The sequence below is a fragment of the Flavobacterium zepuense genome, from assembly GCF_007097145.1.
Classification (GTDB): Bacteria; Bacteroidota; Bacteroidia; order Flavobacteriales; family Flavobacteriaceae; genus Flavobacterium; species Flavobacterium zepuense.
The window spans coordinates 200400-217949 of record NZ_VJVZ01000007.1; the positions used below are offsets into that span (position 1 = coordinate 200400).

A 17550-nucleotide genomic window follows, 5' to 3' on the forward strand; every position below is an offset into this window, starting at 1 on the left:
TTTTAAACAACTGTTTAAACCTTTTCCGTTTGTAAATTTGCATCTCACATTACCCTTACTAATAAAACTTACTTACATGCACTTTAAACACGTATTGCTGCTGTTACTACTGTACTCCCTTAACGGAGCTGCACAAAACCTTTCTTTAAAGGAAGCTGTAGATACAGGAGTTGCAAATTATGGCCTGGTTACCGCCAAGGGCAAATATGCACAGGCAGCACAGGAAACCGTAAAACAAACCAGGCGCGATTACCTGCCTAACCTAAATCTTTCGGCTCAGCAGGACTACGGTACCGTAAACGGGCAAAACGGCCCGCTTTACGGCTTAGGTGGCTTAGGGGTTGCCTCATCGGGGCTACCATTGCCACAACAAAACTGGAATGCCGCTTTTGGCGCACTGTACCTTGCCAATATCAACTGGGATTTTTTCACTTTCGGGCGCATGAAACAGCGCATAACCCTGGCTAAAGCCGATGCTGAGCGTCAGCAAAAAGATTTTGAGCAGGAACAGTTTCAGCATAAAATACGCATTAGCGCTGCTTACCTTAACTTATTAGCCAGCCAGAGACTGGTTCGCTCACAGCAAAAAAACCTGGAGCGTAGTGAGGTAGTACTTAAAAACGCTGCCGTTCGTGTTATCAATGGCTTGCTGCCGGGGGTAGATTCTACCCTTGCTTCTGCCGAGGTATCCCGCGCAAAAATTGCCCTTAACCAGATAAGGGAACAGGTTAAGCTTCAAAACAACGAGCTGGTACGCCTAATGGGTGTTGAGCCAACCGATTTTGTTACCGATACCACGCTTATTGCCCGTGTGCCTAAAGGCATTATAAGCAGCGAAACTGTAAACGATAGCCTAAACCCCATCAGGCAGTTTTATAGGAGCCGTATTAACTACAGCAACCAGCAGTTAAAGCTTTTCCGCCGCGAATACTGGCCTACGTTTAACCTGTTTGGCGTGTTCCAGACGAGGGGGTCGGGCTTTAATTCGGACTACGCTTCCAACCAAAATTCGTACACCCAAAATTACTTTGACGGCATAGACCCTTCCCGCCAAAACTACCTTGTAGGTGTAGGCGTGGTGTGGAACCTTACCTCCATTGCCCGATCGAGCAAAAAAGTAAGTGCCCAAAAATTAATATCAGGCGGCTTGCAGGATGAGTATAAGGCGATAGACCTTCAGCTTAAAGCGCAGGACGATGCCGCTAACGCCCGTATGGATTTTGCCATGCAAAACTACAAGGAGGCACCGCGCCAGGTTAATGCAGCACAGCAGGCTTATCTGCAACGCACCACCCTTTATAACAACGGGCTTACCAATCTTGTAGATGTTACACAGGCACTGTACATACTAAACCGCGCCGAGACCGACCGCGATGTTATTTACACCAATGTATGGCAGGCCCTGCTTATGAAGGCAGCAGCTACAGGAGACTTTAACCTTTTTATCAACGAATTTTAATAAGCACTAACCCATGAATTTAATACGTTTTGCACTCCGCAAACCTATATCTATACTGGTACTTGTAGCAGGGCTGTTCTTTTTCGGGATAAGTGCCGTTAGGGATATTAAGGTAGATATTTTGCCTAAAATGAACCTGCCGGTAATTTACCTGGCCCACCCGTTTGCGGGCTACACGCCAGACCAGATGGAATCGTACTTTGCCAAGAACTACATTAACATCATGCTTTTTGCCAATGGTGTTAAATCTATAGAAACTAAAAATATACAGGGCCTTACCTTAATGAAGGTAAGCTACTACGAAGGCACCAACATGGCACAGGCTGCTGCCGAATTAAGTGCCCTATCTAACAGGATACAGGCCGCCTTCCCTCCCGGGTCGCAGCCGCCGTTCATCATCCGTTTTGATGCCTCATCGCTACCCGTAGGGCAATTGGTATTAAGCAGTAAGACCCGTAGCAATAACGAGCTTCAGGATCTTGCTAACGTGTACGTTAGGGCATCGTTTACCAATATTCCGGGGTTGCTGTCGCCTCCACCTTTCGGCGGAAGCCCAAGGACCATAGAGGTAAACGTAGACCCCTCGCAACTTAGCGCACATAACCTAACGCCCGACCAAGTGGTTGAAGCCATAAGGCTTAATAACCAAACGGCACCATCGGGTAACGTGCGTGTAGGCAATAAAAACTACCTTACCCCTACAAATAATACTATTAGAGAGGTTGCCGATTTTCAGAACATCCCATTATTTAAAGGATCGGTACAAAACCTTTCGCTTGGCGATATTGCAATTATTAAGGATGGCGCCGATACCAATAACGGGTATGCGCTGGTAAATGGTAAACGATCGGTTTATGTGAGTATTGCCAAAGCGGGCGATGCATCAACCTGGGATGTGGTTAAGAACCTAAAAGCCAACCTTCCCAAGATACAAAGCACATTACCCGAAGATGTAAAGATATCGTATGAGTTTGACCAGTCGGTTTACGTTATCAACTCTGTAAAAAGCCTAATAACCGAAGGTGTTATTGGTGCGGTACTAACCGGGCTAATGGTAATACTATTTTTGGGCGATAAGCGTGCTGCGCTTATTGTAATCCTTACCATCCCAATCTCAATCATATCAGGTGTATTGTTCCTTAAATTATTCGACCAGACCATTAACCTGATGTCGTTAAGCGGACTGGCACTTGCTATTGGTATCCTTGTAGATGAGAGTACGGTAACCATAGAGAACATTCACCAGCACCTCGACATGGGCAAGCCTAAGGCACTCGCCATTTGGGATGCCTGTAAAGAAATTGCCCTCCCTAAACTGCTTATCTTATTATGTATACTTGCCGTATTTGCCCCGGCATTTACCATGGTGGGCATACCGGGGGCGCTGTTCCTTCCGTTGGCAATGGCAATTGGTTTTAGTATGATTATATCGTTCCTGCTTTCGCAGACGTTTGTACCCGTAATGGCCAACTGGCTGATGAAAGAGGCCGGTCACGGCAAAGAGCACAACGTTACCATGCCTGCCGAAGACGTATACATTCAGCAACAGGACTATGCCGAAAGAGAAGATTATAATAATGACGGCAAAGTGGGCGGGTTTGAAAAATTTCGCCGTGGGTTCATGAAGTTGCAGGACAGGCTTATGCCTGCCCGTAAGCTTATTTCATTAGGCTATTTACTTGCCATTACCGCAATTGCAATAATAATGCTTGGCGTTATTGGGCAGGATGTCTTCCCTAAGGTAAACTCAAGCCAGTTCCAGCTGCGCCTGCGCCTGCCGGAAGGCACCCGTATGGAGCGCACCGAAGACGAAGCACTCAAAGTGCTTAAAGAACTCGAAAAAATGGTGGGTAAAGAGCACATAGCTATATCATCGGCCTATGTGGGTACGCACCCGTCGCTGTTCTCGGTATCGCCTATCTACCTGTTTATGGCAGGACCTCACGAAGGTGTTTTCCAGATAGCCCTTAAAGATTACCACAGGGATATGGACGATTTTAAAGACGAGCTAAGGCAACGTATTAAAAAAATAGCACCAAGCGTTAAAGTATCTTTTGAACCTATAGAGCTTACCGATAAGGTACTAAGCCAGGGATCGCCTACTCCTATAGAGATAAGGATTGCCGGTAAGAACAAGAAACTTAACGAGGAGTATGCCAATAAGATAATTGCCAAACTTAATACAATAGATTATTTTAGAGATGTGCAAATAGCACAGTCGCTACACTACCCTACGTTAGATATTACTATAGACAGGGTTAGGGCAGCACAACTGGGGGTTGATATGAACGATATTTCGCGTTCGCTTATTGCTGCAACCTCATCATCCCGTTATACCGATAAAAATACTTGGGTAGACGAAAAAATCGGCCTGTCGTACAACGTACAGGTACAGGTTCCGTTAGATAAAATGATGACAGAGCAGGATATTGCCAACATACCGTTGCTAAGAAATTCAACAAGGCCGGTGTTAGGCGATGTGGCTACCATAACGCATTCATCTACACGCGGGGAGAATGATAACCTTGGTGCCATGCCGTATATTTCTGTAACTGCCAATACCGACCATGTAGACCTTGGCACTGCTGCTAAAGATGTTAACAAAGCTATTGCCGATCTGGGCGAATTGCCGCGTGGTTTATTTGTAGAGCCTATTGGCCTTAGTAAAGTTTTAAGCGAAACCATGAGCAGCCTGCAATCGGGGTTATTAGTAGCGGTTATCGTTATCTTTTTAATGCTGTCGGCAAACTTCCAGTCGTTCAGGGTGTCATTGGTTATATTAACTACAGTGCCTGCGGTGGTACTGGGCGCATTGCTATTGCTGCTTGCCACAGGATCTACGCTTAACCTGCAATCATATATGGGTATTATCATGTCCGTCGGGGTATCTATTGCCAATGCCGTACTGCTTGTTACCAATGCCGAGCATTTGCGCCGCGAAAATGGTGGCGATGCCTTAAAAGCAGCCCGCGAGGCAGCATCATTGCGCCTCCGCCCTATTATAATGACCAGTGTTGCCATGATTGCCGGTATGCTGCCTATGGCTATAGGCCACGGCGAAAGCGGCGAGCAGGTATCGCCATTAGGCCGTGCCGTAATTGGCGGACTGCTGTTCTCTACCTTTGCCGTACTTGTAATACTACCTATTATATTTGCATGGGCACAGGGCAAGGCCACAACCCAGTCGGTTTCATTAGACCCCGAAGACACAGAAAGTAAACATTATATACCAACAACATCACACCAATAATATGAAGACTTACTATATACCCACCGCAGCGGCATTATTGCTCTTAACGCTTGCCAGCTGTGGTAAAAAAGAAGAAGCCCCCGTTGTTGAGGCCGAACCTGCAATTGAAACCTTTACCCTGCACAAGGAAAAACTGTCGAGCCAGATACGCCTTCCGGCAGAATTACAGGGCTTTCGCCAGACCGACATTTATGCCAAAGTAAGCAGCTATGTAAAAGAGCTTAAAGTTGATATAGGCAGCGAGGTTAAAGCCGGGCAGTTGCTGATTGTTTTAGAAGCGCCGGAGATAAGCTCACAACTGGCAGCTGCTGAGTCGCGCCTGCGTTCTCAGGAAGCTGTGTACACTGCAAGTAACAGCACCTATAACCGCCTTTTAGAAACCAGTAAAGTAGAAGGTACCATCTCTAAAAACGACCTTGATATTGCCCTGTCGCGCAAAAGCTCTGATTATGCACAGTTTCAGGCAGCAAAAGCGGCGTATAAAGAAGTACAGGTTAACCTTGGCTACCTGCAAATACGCGCCCCGTTTGATGGCGTTGTAAGTGCCCGTAACGTAAATACAGGCGCTTATGTAGGCCCTGCCGGTAAAGGGTCAGAACTGCCATTATTTACCATCCAGGATCAAAAGAAACTGCGCCTTGCGGTATCGGTACCCGAAATGTATACGGGCTATCTTAAGCAGGGCGATGAGATTAGCTTTAGTGTAAGGTCGTTCCCTAACGAAATCTTTAAGGCTAAGATACAGCGTATGTCGGGTGCGCTTGACCTGCGACTGCGTTCTGAACGTGTAGAGATGGATGTTATCAACGATAATAAAAAATTATTACCGGGCATGGTTGCCGAGGTTGTACTGGCATTAAACAGCAAAGACAGCACTTTTGTAGTGCCTAAAACCGCTGTGGTAAGTTCTGCCGAAGGCGCCTTTGTACTTTCCGTTAAGGATAATGTTACGCACCGCACCGAGATAAAAAAAGGCCGTGAAACCGGCGATAATGTAGAAGTGTTTAGCGATAGCTTAACCGTAAATGAGGTACTTGTAAAAGCTGCATCCGAAGAAATGAGGAACGGTACCCCTGTTAAAAAGTAAATTATTTGTCGTCAACATAATAATTTTAATTTGTTTGGTAGAGAGCCCCACGTTTAATAGCGTGGGGTTCTTGTTTTTTTATGTAACTACCCTGCAAATATAGCAATCGTCGCATTCCCCTCCCTTGGAGGGGTGGCTAAAAGCCGGAGTGGTTTAACCCTATGTTCTTTTGTCTTGAAACAAAAGAACCAAAAATTCAAGGCTCCAACTTCTTTTGCTACAAAATATATGTCTCGGCTAAATCATTTGAACTCGCTGGCGCTCAAACAGCAAATGATTCTTAACGCCTCAACGTATATTTTGCTTAACGCAACGAAGTTTAATGCCTTAGCTTCACTCAAATCTTCTTACTCTGGTATGAAAATAAATCAAAAAAAGGATCGCTAAACAAAACGATCCTTTTACTAACTCAAAGTAATAATAAACAATGTATAATAAGGTACATCAGCCCGCTCCTTAGGCACCCACCACGAAACGGGACCAACTACCTGTACTTATATAAATTTATAGCCTATACCAAACGTCCATATCTGTTTGTCGTTGGTATCATAACCATAATACGGCGTAATAAACATAATATGTTTATACTCTATAATAGGCGAAACCGCCAGCCTTGGTACAGCTTTTTTATCCAGCACAATGAGCGATGGAAATGCCCCCACTCCTACTTTAAAATTTTTGCTAAACCGATACTTAAGGCTTGGCCCGCCTACGTTTATACCAAAGGTGTCGCTCCCATAAGATACGGCAAGCATACCATCAAACCCTGCTTCATACTTTTTTTCTGCGGCCTGCTGCGGCACATCGGCCGGTTTTTCCTGGGCATGCAACGTTGCGGCACCCTGTAGTAAACACAGCAATGCCATCGTTTTAAAAATATTCATGCTATTTTTTTACAAGTAGTAATGATGGTGTATTATTAAGCCACGGGCTGCGCGACTCTACCAGTTTCTTCCAGCTGTCTACACTTATTACCATAAGATCCTGGCTTTGAAGGAACTCTTTTTCAAGTTTCTTTTGGTTAAGCAGCTGGATGTGGTTGGGCACCGTATGTTCTATGCTACGGATACTCTCTTTAATCTGAGGATTGTTTTTAACCGATCCATCGGCATCCAGAACCGTTACCTGAGAGCCTGCATTAACAATAAGCCTTTGTGCCAGATCTATCAAAAAGGCATCGCTTTCATCAAAAATGGTAACAAAAACCCTGTCGGTACTTTTAAAGCCTTTATCTACCAATATCCCTACCGGCGACTCGGTTTTAGAAAGTATGTGCTGTGTTTTATCATCAAAAGGCGAATTTTCAAACAGTTTTTCCTTCCCTGTAAACGTGTTTAAGAGGCTTTCCGGGTTAATGATACGGGTTGTAAATCCAAGTATCTTACCCAGCAATGTACCTTCAAAAATGGATTGCCCAATGTCTATAAGCACCAGGTCAAACTCTCCTTTGTTGGCAACCGTAGCAATATCACTGTCCATATCGGTAGTCGCTTTAAAAAGCGTGGTAACCTTCTGCCCTATATTTTCGGCTTCAGCCAAAACAGGCTTAAAGCTATCCTGCTCATATTCCTGCAAGTTAAACGTATGTATTTCGCTACTTGGCATAATATGCATGGCAGTTACCATGGCATTGGCCTTCATTTCGCCTACAAATGCATTAGCAAGTCGAAGCAGGGTTTTACCGCCCTCGGGACTATCAAAAGAAATAAGTACCTTATATACACTCGCCTGGCGAATTTCCGACGGGATATAGTTTTTCTTACGGTTAAAGATATAGCCTATCAGGTCGAGCGCAGGGCCCGTCATAAAGGTGGTGGCAAGCGCCATGATAACCATCATAGAGAAGATCTCTGTGCTCAATACACCAAGGTCGTACCCTATGTTTAGCACGATAAGTTCCATTAATCCCCTTGTATTCATAAGGGCACCAATAGTAAGGCTGTCGCGCCAGTTTTGGCCTACAAATTTGGCCGTAATGGCACTACCTAAAAATTTACCAACCACGGCCACGAGGATTATAAGTCCGCATACCTGCCATAAATACGGGTCGTCCAGCAAGCCTATCTGCGTGCGCAAGCCTGTAAACACAAAGAATAGCGGCAGCAGCATTACCTGCGAAACGTCTTCTACCTTCTCTATAAATATATTCCTGAATTTCATGCTCTCCGGCATAATGGCACCCGCCATAAATGCTCCAAACAGCGCGTGGATGCCTATAACCTCTGTAGTATATGCCGAGATTAAAAGCGTAAGGAAAAATATGGCCACAACCGGTTTGGTAACGTTTTCTTTGTGGCTAAACAATTCGCCAATACGTTTAAGGAACGGCTTAACTACCCAAAGCATAAGGAAAACATAGGCTATTGCTAATGCTATAATGTACAGCGAGCTTACAAATGAACCTGCCTTTACAATAGCAATTACCGCAGCAAGAATACACCAGGCAGTAATATCATCGGCGGCGGCACAGGTTATCACCAGCGCGCCAATGCGGGTGCGGTGCAAGCCACGCTCCTGAACAATACGCGCCAGTACCGGAAACGCCGTAATACTCATTGCAATACCTAAAAACAACGCAAAAGACGAAAACGCTACACCTGCCGGTGCAAACTGCTCATAAATATAAAATGCAAGCCCAAGGCCTAAGGTAAAGGGTATTATAATACTGGCATGGCTGATAATAACAGCATCTTTAGCCTTATTTTTAAGCACGTTAAGATCGAGTTCCATTCCTACCACATACATGAACAGGATAAGGCCTATCTGGCTTAATATCTGAAGGTTGCCTAACGACTCTTTTGGAAATAAAAGCCCTGAATATTCCGGGAAAAACGTACCTACTAATGATGGGCCTAACACAATACCGGCTATCATTTCGCCAATAACGGTTGGCTGCCCCAGTTTTTTGCATATCCAGCCAAAAAAGCGGGCTACAAATAGTATGGTGATTATCTGCACCAGTAAAAGTGCCAATGGATGCGTAAGATTATGGAAAAGCGAATCTAAAAAATCCTGCCATTGCCCCTTTCCGGATACTTCAGCTGATATCTGGCGGCCTTCTTCAAGCCCTTTGCCATTGGTAAGCACTACATATATTAATACTGAGAAAACTGCAATTATTATTATATAAAAAAGGCTATTCCTAAATTGTTTCATCATGATTGTGGCTTTTAAAATACGGCACAATATTACTGAGAAAATGATAAGGAAAAACAGTGCTATACCTTTAAATAAGACACGATGTAACGAAAGGGGACAATTATGTAATGAAACTTAAAATAGTGTTAAAGAATAACAAAACAGTGCTATTTTGTTGGGATCATCGCCTTCGTAAATACCTAAATCTTTACTTTTTTAATAAAATCATTACGATAAATTTCGCTTAGTGCGAAGGTGTAGTGCGTTCCATCGGGCAGGAGCCTGTCAGCCGTAATAATGTCGTGTGCATAAAACTGCACATGCTTAATGGCAATAATGGCCTTCTTATTAACGCGGCAAAAATCCTTCTCCGGGAGCATGTCCAACAGCTTCTCAAAAGAACAGTTTTTAGCGGTTATCTTGCTGCCATCATTTAAAAACAATATTTTATCCCGGCTGTCTATCTTAGAGGTAAACATGCAAAAAATGGAGTCGACATTAATAAGCGCTTTGCCTTTATCGGTATTGAGCTGTATTTGCTTTGGCGCTGCGGGCTCCGGTTTTGCCATACGGCCCGCCACTTTTTGCACTGCCTGTTGCAGCCTTTCCTGCTTTACGGGCTTTACCACATAATCTACCGCATCCCTATCAAAGGCATCAACCGCAAAATTTTTATAGGCTGTGGTAAAAATTATCGCTTTGCCTTTAAGTGCATCGGCAACCTGAAGGCCGTTCATTCCGGGCATTTCTATATCGGTAATCAATAGGTCGTACTCAAGGCCTGCCTGCTCCTGTAGCAGCAGTTGCGGGCTGTTAAATGCCTTTACCACTTCCAGTTCCGGCATTTGTTCGCACAGCATTTTAAGCAGCATTAGGCCGGGCAGCTCGTCATCAAGCAATAAGCATCTGATTTTTGTGTTCAAGCAGGTTTATTTTTAATTGTGCAACATAAATATCTTCTTCCACATAACGGTCCAGCTTAAAGCAGGACTTGTACAGTATTTTAAGGCGCTGCTCTAAAGTAGCCGCCCCAATACCGCTGTGGTCTTTTAAGAAGGCTGATTTAGGCGATACCTTATTAGTTACCGTTATGGTGAACATACCGTCTTTAAACTCGATAATAATTGATATAAACGCATCAGTACTTTGCAAATCGGCATGCTTAAAGGCGTTTTCTATCAAATCTATCGATATTAGCGGAGCAAGTATCTTTTGCTCATAAAGCGCATCCAACTCATCTATCTTCTTTTTAACGCTGATAGAAAATAACGGGCTAAGCTTAATTTTATTAATCTCGATAAGGTTCAGGGCAAATTCAATTTCCTCTTTAGGGCTTACAAAGCGGTTTTGGCTTTCGTATAATATATAATCCAGCACGTTGCTAAGCTTATCCATAGCAAAATACGTTTGGTACGCGTGCGATTGTATGGAGTTGAGTATATTTTTAAACAGGTGCGGATTTAACCGCGCCTCCAATGTTTGCAATTGCAGGGTGTTGGTTTTATTCTCCATCTCTACAAAGCGCATTTCGAGGTCTTTTTTAGTTTTTTCAGATTTTACCGTACGCACTATAAGCCACACCAAAACTATGGCAAGCAAGCCTATAATACAGAATAATAAAAGTATGTTTAAAGGTATTTGCATGCTATTGCTTTACGGGTTTATTGGCCTCATTCCAGGCATCCATACCGCCATCAAGCTCTACAATGTGCTCAAACCCTTTCGATTTTAAATGCTCAACCGCTTCGGCACTGCGCCCACCGGCTTTGCAGTACACATAAACCGTTTTACTTTTATCAAGGCTGTCTACCTGCTTGGCAAAGTCGGCATCATAGACATGCATATTTATGGCATCGGCAATATGTCCGCTTTTGTATTCTTTGGGTGTGCGTACATCAATAATCTGGCCTTTATCGGCAGCCATTTCTTTCTCAAAAGTTGATGGTGGCACAAGCTCCACACCCTTTTTATGCTGGCCCTGGCAGGATGTAAACGTTAGCGCAATAAATAATATGTATAGCAAATTTTTCATAATAGTAATTTTATGCAAAGGTAAGCATTACGCTTTACCTGCAAATTACGCCTTTTTAATGGTAAACACCTGGCTTATTACAGCAAGCTGGGCGGCAGTAAGTTTAGATGTTTTTTTAAGCTTGGCTGTAAAAGCGGCAACCTCAGCTTCAGATCCCGGACAGCCTATGTTCTCGCCTTTGGCATCAAACGAGTCGGCCAGTACATTGCCTTTCGCATCCAGTATTATCCAAAAAGGCAAACCGGCATCGCTGCCTTTATATTTTGCCAGCAGTACATCTGCGCCCGGATTTTCGAGTGCTTTATTTTTGGGCGATTCCTGTACGGTTAGCTGCGTACTTACATAATTATCATCGAATAATTTTTTGGTGCCGTCTGCCTGCATATTTTTTTCCATTTTTTTGCACCAGCCACACCACGAGGCGTGAAACATTACAAAAACATTCTTGTTTTCTTTTTTAGCCTGGGCAAAAGCCCTGTCCATAATAACGGTAGCACTTTCCTGTGCTATAGCATTGCTTACAGGCATTGCAAGCAAAAGGGTAATGATGAGTAATTTCAGTTTCATAGTAATAGGTGGTTAATGTGAGTTACGAAGTTACTAAAAATCTTACGTAATTGTACATTGCAAAACCAATACCAGATTAGAAACTTTAATAATATATTATAACTATTTTGTAATATTTAATAACTGAATATTTTTGGAATAAATTTAATTTTGGCCTACTTTTATATAACCAATTAAACCGATCTGCCTATATGAAAATGCACAGGGATATCCTTATAATTGAGGATGATGAAGATGACAGGGACATTTTACAGGAAATATTCAGGGATTTAGGGTATAAGAACAAAATACTCTTTTTTTCTGATAGTAGTGAGGCGCTTACCTACATTAGGAAACCGGAAGTTGAGCCTTTTATTATAATATCCGACATAAACATGCCTAAACTGGGCGGTTTTGAGCTTAGGGATATTATACTGGAAGAAGAGCTTTTAAGCGATAAAGACATTCCGTACATTTTTATATCTAACGCCCAGGACGAATATTCTGTTAAACAGGCCAACAAACTTGCCATACAGGGGTATATCCATAAAGGGACCGACTATAATAAGTACAAAGAAAAAATACGCAACCTTATAGATTACTGGAAAGAGAACATCAACACTTTTTCTTCACCTAAAAGGACACAATAAAACAAAAGCCCCAATATTGGGGCTTTTTCATTGTAATACGGTTTCTAACACTTAGCTTTGAGGCTCTACCACCGGGCCCTGCCATTGCATAATGCCCCCGGAAAGGTTGTAGGCTTTTTCAAAACCAAGCTGGTTCATTACATTACAGGCATTACCGCTGCGGGCCCCGCTCCTGCAATACACATAATAGGTTTTGCTTTTATCAAGTTCTTCAAGGGCATCAATAAAGCCCTGGCCTTTGTAAATGTCAATATTAATGGCTCCGGGAATAATACCCTCGTTCCATTCGTCTTCGGTGCGAACGTCCAGTATAACAGCGTTGCTGTCATTCTGTGCGTCTTCCCACCATTGCTCCTGAGATATATTCATAGTATTGGTTATAATTTAGGCAAAGGTATTATGCTTTTATGGAACAGCCAATAGCCTTAGTTTCTTTTACCGTTACCTCTTTGCCTTTTACAAGGGCATCTACGGCATTTTCTACATATTTTTGTTTTACGGCGGCTGCATCTTCATAATTATCGTCAATAGCGCCTATGTATTTTACTATGTTGCCTTTTGCCGTTTTTTGAAGCACATACACATGCGGTGTTTTAGTAGCGCCGTACTGAGGGAATATCTTCTGGCCCTCATCTAACAGGTACGGGAACGCGAATTTCTTATCCTTAGCCCTCTCCTGCATTTTTACAAAGCTATCGTCTTTTTGCTTTTCAGGGTTGTTGGGGTTAATGGCAATTACCGGGTAGCCCTGGCTTTTATATTTTTTATCGAGTGCAATTATCCTGTCTTCATACGCCTGTGCATACGGGCAATGGTTACAGGTAAACACCACGATAAATCCTTTGGCCGACTTAAAATCTTTGAGCGATACCTTGTTACCATCTACATTTTTAAGGCTGAAGTCGGTTGCAATATCGCCAACTTTATACCCTACGGGAATATCACTTTTAAAGGCGGTAAGTGCGCCTATGGCAATAAACATTGCCAGGAACTTTATTGTTTTCATACAAATTACATTATTTAAAATTACTGATCTCTTTTTCTAACTCATCATAAGTAAACGACCGCTCGTAAAATTTTCGCATATCCTTATTATAAATGAGTGTGGCAGGTATGGCGCCACTCCATGTACTGTCTACCTTAGGTATCCAGCTGTCGGCATCGGGGTCGCGCAACAGCAGCACCTGGCTTTTAATCTGTTTTTGGTTGATAAATGGCAGCAGTTTAGTTTCAACCATCTTGGCCATATCCAGGCTTACCAGAATAACTTTTACTTTATTTTCTTTATACTTAGCGTTGATCTTTTCAAAATTAGGCAGCTCCTCTACACACGGCACGCACCAGGTAGCCCAAAAGTTCACTACATAAGTGGTGTCGTTTTTCTGCTTGAGGTAATATTCCAGTCCGGAATACTCATACGCATTTACCGATACAGTATCGTTACTATATACTTTTAAAGGTTTTGGAGGTTGTATTATGGTAGTATCTACTATTGGTATTGCAGGTTCCTGTGTGGTAATCTCGGTGTTATCTGCTCTTTCTTTACAGCTTATTGCAAAGCTGCACAGCAACATAACTCCTGCTATTACCGGTATTTTTGGTGTAAAACGCATTGTTGTAAAAATTATAAACATCTAAAATTACTCCAGTATCAAAAGCACTTAATTTCTTTAACAAAAAATTAACAATCTTATTTACGTTTGTAACAATTACATATACTACATTTGTACATACAAATATTGTAGATACAAGTTTATTAATAACGCTATAATAAATGTAATGATTATGAAGATTGAAGAGGTACTTAAAAGCGAAAATTTAACTCTTGCCAAACAGGCAATCATGAACGTTATGTATACTCACAACGTAGTTGCCGAGAATACGCTGGAGGTTATGAAGGCATACGACCTGTCTCCCGAGCAGTTTAATGTACTGCGCATACTAAGGGGCCAAAAAGGAAAGCCAACCAATATGAGCGTTATACAGGAACGGATGATTGCAAAAACAAGCAACACTACCCGCCTTGTAGATAAGCTTTTGCTGAAAGGCTTAGTAAAGCGCGAAGTATGCCCCGACAACCGACGTAAGATGGAAATAACCGTTACCCAAAGAGGCCTTGACCTGCTTACTGAAATAGACCCTAAGGTGGAAGAGAACGAAACCCGTTTTGCCAACAACCTTACTCTCGCTGAACAGGAACAGCTTGTTTACCTACTGGAAAAATACAGAACATTATAATACTAAATACCATGTTAAATTATATTGACAGTCTTAAATGGCGCTATGCCGTTAAAAAATATGATACTACTAAAAAAGTATCTGCTGAGGATCTTGAAACTCTTAAAGAAGCCGTTCGACACAGCGTATCAGGCTTTGGTCTACAGCCTTACAAAATACTAATTGTAGAAACACAATCAGTTAAAGAGCAACTTACAGAAGCCGCCGGTGGCAACAATAAAAATGTTTTTGCCGATGCCTCCCACCTGTTTATATTTGCTAACGAGCAAAATGCCGGTGCTACGCATGTAGATAATTACTTAAATAACATTACCACACAACGCAACGTAGCTAAAGAAGCAGTAAGTGGTTTTGGAGATTATATTAACGGTTTTCTTAATGGGCTTACCGAAGAGCAACGTAATAATTGGGCCGCTAAACAGGCATATATTGCGCTTTCTACACTTATTAACAGCGCTGCACTTTTAAAAATTGATGCCACTCCTATGGAAGGTTTTGATGCCGCTAAAGTAAACCAGATACTTAACCTGGAAGAAAAAGGCCTAAATGCCGCAGTAATGGCTGCTATTGGCTACCGCCACGAAGAAGATGCTATGCAGCATGCAAAAAAAGTGCGCAAACCTAACGAAGAATTATTTATTACACTATAATTTTATAAACTCAAATTTTAATTTAAACAACAATGAAAAATTTCAAATCAATTGCAATTGCATTAGTAGTAGCACTAACAACTCTTACAGCTACTGCTCAGGACAAAAAAATCAACACTACTGCAAGCTCTATCAACTGGGTTGGTAAAAAAGTAACAGGCCAGCACTCTGGTACAGTTAACTTTAAAGATGGCGTTCTTAGCTTTAAAGGCAATAAACTTACAGGCGGTAATGTTACTATAGACATGAACTCTATCGCAGTAACCGACCTTAAAGCAGGCGAAGGTAAAGAGAAACTTGAAGGCCACTTAAAAGCTGCTGACTTCTTTGGTACTGATAAATATGCTACTTCTAAACTTGTATTTAAAACTGTTAAAGAAAAAAGCAAAAACGTTTATACTGTAACTGCCGATCTTACTATTAAAAACGTTACTAAGCCTGTAACTTTTGACCTTACTGTTGGTAAAAATGCTGCTTCAACTGCATTTAACATAGACAGGACTAAATTTGGTATCGAGTACAAATCAGGAAGTGTATTTGATGGTTTAGGCGATACTGCCATCAGCGACGAATTTGAAGTTTCTATCAAATTAGTATACTAATTAACGATTATCAGATATTTAGAATTTTAGATATTTAGATTAAAAAACGGGCTGTGGTAATCACAGCCCGTTTTGTATTTATAAAGCTTTGTAACCCCAAAGCTAAACTCTGTCACTTTGCAACTTTGTATCTTTGCAACTCCCTAAAAAAGCCCCTCAATAGAAAGGTAACGCTCTCCGGTATCGTAGTTAAATGTCAACACTACCGCATCATCAGGTATTTCGGCAAGTTTTTTATTTACTGCTGCTAATGATCCGCCGGTAGATATACCCGCCAGCAAACCCTCTTTTTTGGCAACGTTACGGGCAAATTCAAATGCATCATCTTTTGCCACCTGAATTACACCATCTATAACATCGCTGTTATAAATAGACGGCACAAAACCCGCACCAATACCCTGTATAGGGTGCAGCCCGGGGTTGCCACCGCTCAATACAGGCGATAATTCGGGCTCAACAGCAAATACCTTAAGACTGGGCCATTTTTGCTTTAAAACTTCTGCTACGCCCGTTATATGGCCTCCCGTACCCACACCGGTAATAACATAGTCGATACCGTCAGGAAAGTCGGCTATAATTTCCTGAGCCGTAGTCTTACGGTGAATATCCACATTAGCCGGGTTATCAAACTGGCGCGGCGACCAGGCGTTAGGTGTAGATGCCGTTAGCTCAGCAGCCTTTTCAATAGCACCTTTCATGCCTTTTTCGCGTGGTGTAAGCTCAAACTCCGCCCCGTAAATAGACATCAGTTTCCTGCGCTCAATACTCATACTCTCCGGCATTACCAGGATAAGTTTATAACCTTTAACCGCCGCAACGAGCGCCAGGCCAATACCCGTATTGCCCGATGTAGGCTCAACAATAACACTATCTTTAGTCAGCAGGCCTTTTGCTTCAGCATCTTCTATCATCGCTAAGGCAATCCTGTCTTTAATGCTGTTTCCGGGGTTATTGCGTTCCAGTTTTATCCACACATTTTTGCCGGGAAAAAGCTGGTTCAGTTTTACATGGGGCGTGTTGCCTATGGTTTCTAAAATACTATTTGCTTTCATATATCGAATTTGATTTTATATTACAAAATTTAGGGGCTCAGGAAATGCATCCCTGCTTTTTACCGATGCCACGCTCTTGTGGTACACCAGCGAGTTGGGTGGGATAGAATTGGTTATCCAAACATTACCCCCAATAACCGACTCATCGCCTATAACCGTTTTACCACCTAAAATGGTAGCGTTTGCATAAATGGTAACGCCATTGCCTATGGTGGGGTGGCGTTTTACCTCGGCATCGGCCTTGCTTACGCTGAGGGCACCCAGAGTTACACCCTGGTACATTTTTACGTCATCGCCAATAATTGATGTTTCACCAATAACAATACCGGTACCGTGGTCTATAAAAAAGCGGTTGCCAATGGTGGCACCGGGGTGAATATCAATTCCCGTTTTACCATGAACATACTCGCTAAGCAGCCGCGGAAGCATGGGCACGTGCTGTTTCCACAACTCATGGGCGGTCCTGTAAACGGCTATTGCAAAAAATCCGGGATAGGCCACCAGCACTTCGCTACGCGATTTTGCGGCAGGATCGTATTCAAAAATTGCCTTTAGATCATCTTCAAGTTTTTGATGAAGTATAAGAGCCTTATCTTTTAATAATAAGAGTAATGACTGTATTTCTATATCATCTAAACCAACAAGATTCAACAGCCCAGAAAGCACGCCTTCAAGCTCTTTTTCCTTTGTTAGAAAATAATCATAGTCATGGTATTGCGGCCCGATACAGAACATCCATTGAAAGAATTCTTCTATCCAGTATTCGGTCTTTGCCTTGTTGGGCAACAGGCCACTTTTTAAATAATTAGCAGTGTAAATAGGATGTTTCATGTAACTTAAAAAAAT

18 protein-coding genes are annotated in these 17550 nt (G+C 42.5%); 7 read left to right on the forward strand and 11 right to left on the reverse strand.

Annotated elements, in window-relative coordinates:
• The first annotated feature begins 76 nt into the window (after nt 1-76).
• Genes FMM05_RS12345 through FMM05_RS12355 form a run of 3 tightly spaced genes read left to right on the forward strand, consistent with a single transcriptional unit; the run spans nt 77 to nt 5796 of the window.
• Nucleotides 77-1459: a TolC family protein gene (locus FMM05_RS12345; protein WP_143373689.1), complete on the forward strand. Its 1383-nt coding sequence runs from the start codon at nt 77-79 to the stop codon at nt 1457-1459.
• Between the two features lie 13 nt (nt 1460-1472).
• The gene (locus FMM05_RS12350; RefSeq protein WP_143373690.1) at nt 1473-4709 is read left to right on the forward strand and encodes an efflux RND transporter permease subunit; all 3237 of its coding nucleotides are present in this window, start codon (nt 1473-1475) and stop codon (nt 4707-4709) included.
• A gap of 1 nt (nt 4710) precedes the next feature.
• Nucleotides 4711-5796, forward strand: coding sequence for an efflux RND transporter periplasmic adaptor subunit (locus tag FMM05_RS12355; protein WP_143373691.1), 1086 nt, complete (start codon nt 4711-4713; stop codon nt 5794-5796).
• A 494-nt stretch (nt 5797-6290) separates the two neighbouring features.
• Here the strand turns inward: FMM05_RS12355 and FMM05_RS12360 are convergent, their stop codons facing one another.
• The 6 genes from FMM05_RS12360 to FMM05_RS12385 form a co-directional block, all read right to left on the reverse strand.
• Nucleotides 6291-6680 (reverse strand): hypothetical protein, encoded by a 390-nt coding sequence (locus tag FMM05_RS12360; protein WP_143373692.1) that lies wholly within the window; start codon nt 6678-6680, stop codon nt 6291-6293.
• A gap of 1 nt (nt 6681) precedes the next feature.
• The gene (locus tag FMM05_RS12365; protein ID WP_143373764.1) at nt 6682-8952 is read right to left on the reverse strand and encodes a cation:proton antiporter; all 2271 of its coding nucleotides are present in this window, start codon (nt 8950-8952) and stop codon (nt 6682-6684) included.
• A gap of 182 nt (nt 8953-9134) precedes the next feature.
• Nucleotides 9135-9857 (reverse strand): LytR/AlgR family response regulator transcription factor, encoded by a 723-nt coding sequence (locus tag FMM05_RS12370; protein ID WP_143373693.1) that lies wholly within the window; start codon nt 9855-9857, stop codon nt 9135-9137.
• On the reverse strand, nt 9826-10578 hold the full coding sequence (locus FMM05_RS12375) for a sensor histidine kinase (protein WP_143373694.1): 753 nt from the start codon (nt 10576-10578) through the stop codon (nt 9826-9828). Before FMM05_RS12375 ends, FMM05_RS12370 begins: the two co-directional genes overlap by 32 nt.
• 1 nt (nt 10579) lies before the next feature.
• Nucleotides 10580-10966: a rhodanese-like domain-containing protein gene (locus FMM05_RS12380; protein WP_143373695.1), complete on the reverse strand. Its 387-nt coding sequence runs from the start codon at nt 10964-10966 to the stop codon at nt 10580-10582.
• 45 nt (nt 10967-11011) lie between these two features.
• A complete protein-coding gene (locus FMM05_RS12385; protein WP_143373696.1) occupies nt 11012-11533 on the reverse strand; it encodes a thioredoxin family protein in 522 nt (173 codons plus the stop codon).
• 191 nt (nt 11534-11724) lie between these two features.
• On the opposite strand from FMM05_RS12385, the gene FMM05_RS12390 reads away from it, so the two are divergent.
• Entirely contained in the window at nt 11725-12162 is a 438-nt protein-coding gene (locus FMM05_RS12390) for a response regulator (RefSeq protein ID WP_143373697.1), read from the forward strand.
• 51 nt (nt 12163-12213) lie between these two features.
• Here the strand turns inward: FMM05_RS12390 and FMM05_RS12395 are convergent, their stop codons facing one another.
• From FMM05_RS12395 to FMM05_RS12405, 3 genes are read right to left on the reverse strand one after another with little or no spacing between them, the layout of a single operon-like run.
• Nucleotides 12214-12531 (reverse strand): rhodanese-like domain-containing protein, encoded by a 318-nt coding sequence (locus FMM05_RS12395; protein WP_143373698.1) that lies wholly within the window; start codon nt 12529-12531, stop codon nt 12214-12216.
• 28 nt (nt 12532-12559) lie between these two features.
• The gene (locus FMM05_RS12400; protein ID WP_143373699.1) at nt 12560-13168 is read right to left on the reverse strand and encodes a thioredoxin family protein; all 609 of its coding nucleotides are present in this window, start codon (nt 13166-13168) and stop codon (nt 12560-12562) included.
• A gap of 10 nt (nt 13169-13178) precedes the next feature.
• Nucleotides 13179-13775, reverse strand: a complete 597-nt coding sequence (locus tag FMM05_RS12405) for a TlpA disulfide reductase family protein (RefSeq protein ID WP_235894406.1) — start codon at nt 13773-13775, stop codon at nt 13179-13181.
• Between the two features lie 172 nt (nt 13776-13947).
• Between FMM05_RS12405 and FMM05_RS12410 the strand changes: the two genes are divergently transcribed.
• Genes FMM05_RS12410 through FMM05_RS12420 form a run of 3 tightly spaced genes read left to right on the forward strand, consistent with a single transcriptional unit; the run spans nt 13948 to nt 15652 of the window.
• The gene (locus FMM05_RS12410) at nt 13948-14400 is read left to right on the forward strand and encodes a MarR family winged helix-turn-helix transcriptional regulator (protein WP_143373700.1); all 453 of its coding nucleotides are present in this window, start codon (nt 13948-13950) and stop codon (nt 14398-14400) included.
• Between the two features lie 11 nt (nt 14401-14411).
• A complete protein-coding gene (locus FMM05_RS12415) occupies nt 14412-15050 on the forward strand; it encodes an NAD(P)H-dependent oxidoreductase (RefSeq protein WP_143373701.1) in 639 nt (212 codons plus the stop codon).
• Nucleotides 15051-15082: 32 nt separating this feature from the next.
• Nucleotides 15083-15652, forward strand: a complete 570-nt coding sequence (locus FMM05_RS12420) for a YceI family protein (RefSeq protein ID WP_143373702.1) — start codon at nt 15083-15085, stop codon at nt 15650-15652.
• Between the two features lie 143 nt (nt 15653-15795).
• Here FMM05_RS12420 and cysK read toward each other — a convergent pair whose 3' ends face one another.
• Together cysK and epsC are read right to left on the reverse strand one after the other, a co-directional pair.
• On the reverse strand, nt 15796-16704 hold the full coding sequence (cysK, locus tag FMM05_RS12425; RefSeq protein ID WP_143373703.1) for a cysteine synthase A: 909 nt from the start codon (nt 16702-16704) through the stop codon (nt 15796-15798).
• Between the two features lie 15 nt (nt 16705-16719).
• Nucleotides 16720-17535 carry a serine O-acetyltransferase EpsC gene (gene epsC / locus FMM05_RS12430; RefSeq protein ID WP_143373704.1) on the reverse strand — a complete coding sequence of 272 codons (816 nt, stop codon included), beginning with the start codon at nt 17533-17535 and terminating at the stop codon, nt 16720-16722.
• Between the last annotated feature and the right edge of the window lie 15 nt (nt 17536-17550).